Raw genomic sequence first — 2,501 nt, 5'->3', positions numbered from 1 at the left:
AAGACACACTATTGAACTGGTTAAGAAATATTGGCTAGACCGTTAGACCTTAGAGCTACATTTTCTCATATTTTGAGTCTACATTGATTTGATAACTCTAACGTTTATGTCGAAAACTGATCTAGATGCCTTGATTAAAAATGTTTTAACTCAACTCTGAACTGAGGCCGTTGAAGACTCTTTATAAAAGAATGCGTAAGTTTGATAGGACGTCAGGCTAGCTTTGGAGGGGAAGGGTCGTTCCTTGGCATCTGACCCATATGGATATGGGGAATGTCATTATGATGTCGGGAACATCATTGACCTTGCCACCACGACATTCGTGAATCAATTCACATCAGACTCCCATCTGAAGCGTTAGCATTTTCACTCTTTATTACCAGAGGGGCCAAAGACGGTTATAAACGAAGTCCAAAGCTGGATTAATTTCCGTCGCAATTTTCGCTGCTGTTGTTTGGTTAAAAAGCAAAAAAAGTTGCCGGAATGCTGACGGTTTGCAAAGGCTGATTCATAAACAAGAATGCGCTTTACCCCTTTGCTCTGGTGTGGGCGACGCGCCACGACGTTAGTGGCCGCAGGCCATAAATACATAAAGGCTATAAGTACAAAACAAAAAACACCTGGATCCCGGCTCAAAAGTATTACCTGGACGACGTGGGAGTTGGGGGCGACAAGAAGGCTATTAGCAATCATCTGTTCATATATGAGTAGATGCCTTAGCTTGTAAAGGAGCACAAAATTCAATCAGATTATCAACACAGATAAATCATACTCTACCTTAACGTTACGATATTGACTGCAACGTTCGAATATTTCGGAGTTTACTCTATTGCTTGCACTATGCTTGCGGCATAATGGCGTCAAATATTTAACAGAGTCGTTATAATGGATAAGCAGCAAGACAGTTACATGACTGAAGAAACACTCATTGAAGTAGTCGAAAATCAAATCGCCGACGGTGAGCCCAAAAAGGTAAAAGAAACCTTGATGCGTTTAGTCATGACAGGTACACCGCGTGATGAAGCTATTCAAATGATGGCTTGCGCGTTAGCTATCGAAGTTTTCGATGTCATGAAAAATGGTTGCTCTTTTAACGAAATACGTTATGGCCAGCATTTGAATGCACTACCGAATATGGATTGGATGGAAGATTAATAGCAGCTCATAAATTCGTGTTTTGTTAATCCCGATAAATGACATTATCGGGGGCTAATTGAAAAGTCTAAAGTAAGATGTTGGATTTGCATTTTCGATGAGTAGTGTTGGAGCCTCTTAGATCCCGTAATCGCCAACTTAGTCTTTATTATGCTGATTTCGCTCTCTACTTATATAAAAGTAAGTTCACAGGTCAATGTTAACTAATTTACGAAGATTCAAATGGGTTATTAATGCTTAGATTCGAACACTGTAATGTCAAAACGTGTACTAATGAATTACTCGCCTTGGGTCAGGGCAACATGAAAATGTGGTACATTTTTGAATGGTTAGATAAGCACGAGGAATTACAAAATGGGACTCAAGCAGAAATAATTAAACTATATGTAAATGATGAATTGGTAGGGTACAGTCTTTTTGAAAACTTTGAAGCACGTGCAGACAAAGTCACTTGTCATCAAGGTGTGAACTATAAAGAGTTGGGTATTATTCATTTTGTAACAGTCATAGAGCATCGTAATAAAGGTTATGCTACGTTGTTGGCTAATGCGTTGTTTAAAAATATTATTGAACCTATGTTGGCACGTTATAATGGTTTTCATGTTTACGTCATTGCGACTGGTCGAGCGGTCCCATTAATGGAACGGACTGATATCCCTTCAAAATACCTAATCAAGCAATTCTATTCTGATTTATCGTTTAAAGAGAAAGTAGTAAATTACCTAAGAAAACAAGAACAAAATGCATTGAATGCTGTTGCTGGTGAAATTTAAAATAAACAGCTAACAAGTTAATCTAAAGCATACTTATCATAATGCGAATAGTGAGTGTTAGAGCTTAGGCAATAACACGATTTGGTCAAGATACGCTTTGTCTATACGAAATAAAATGCACTAAACCTCGAAAAACATGATCAGTTTGGGCGGTAAAGTAAGGCTAATCAATTTAAGATCCTTCATCAACATCAAACAATCGTAATGTTTACGCAAACCACGCTTTTACATTTTTAAGTTCTGCATCTGTATGTATTCATTGGTGTTAACAAGGTTATGTGGCAAACTCAATATTATTGCCGTTTGCAATCGCGCTAGAAGGATCTAGATCTCGTATGAGTATCAATAAAGCCAGGCTTACCGAAACCGATATTAACTCAAAATACATCATGCCAGCTATCAAAAGTGCTGGATGGGATGATATGTCGCAAATTCGCCAAGAAGTGAAATTGCGTGACGGTAAAGTCATTGTGCGTGGTCAATTGGGTGTGCGCAAAACGGTTAAGTCTGCTGATATCGTGCTGTATCACAAACCCAGTATGCCGCTGGCTGTTATCGAAGCTAAAGCAAACA

General features: G+C 38.7%; 2 protein-coding genes and 1 pseudogene. All 3 read left to right on the top strand.

The features are described 5' to 3' along the window. The first annotated feature begins 885 nt into the window (after window positions 1–885). On the top strand, window positions 886–1,155 hold the full coding sequence (locus CXF78_RS20175; RefSeq protein ID WP_011637465.1) for a hypothetical protein: 270 nt from the start codon (window positions 886–888) through the stop codon (window positions 1,153–1,155). A 233-nt stretch (window positions 1,156–1,388) separates the two neighbouring features. Next, window positions 1,389–1,928, top strand: coding sequence for an N-acetyltransferase (locus CXF78_RS20170; protein ID WP_102037759.1), 540 nt, complete (start codon window positions 1,389–1,391; stop codon window positions 1,926–1,928). Between the two features lie 335 nt (window positions 1,929–2,263). Further along, window positions 2,264–2,501, top strand: a pseudogene (locus CXF78_RS20165) (restriction endonuclease subunit R); the annotation flags it as partial.

Origin of the sequence: Shewanella sp. 11B5, assembly GCF_002836795.1 — a bacterium.
Classification (GTDB): domain Bacteria; phylum Pseudomonadota; class Gammaproteobacteria; order Enterobacterales; family Shewanellaceae; genus Shewanella; species Shewanella frigidimarina.
The sequence above is the reverse complement of the archived record's forward strand: the minus strand, read 5'-3'. Positions and strand labels throughout refer to the sequence as shown.

Excerpts from the sequence above, each read along its gene's own strand:
- CXF78_RS20175 (WP_011637465.1), top strand. The coding sequence starts at position 886 with ATGGATAAGCAGCAAGACAGTTACATGACTGAAGAAACACTCATTGAA.
- CXF78_RS20170 (WP_102037759.1), top strand. The coding sequence starts at position 1,389 with ATGCTTAGATTCGAACACTGTAATGTCAAAACGTGTACTAATGAATTA.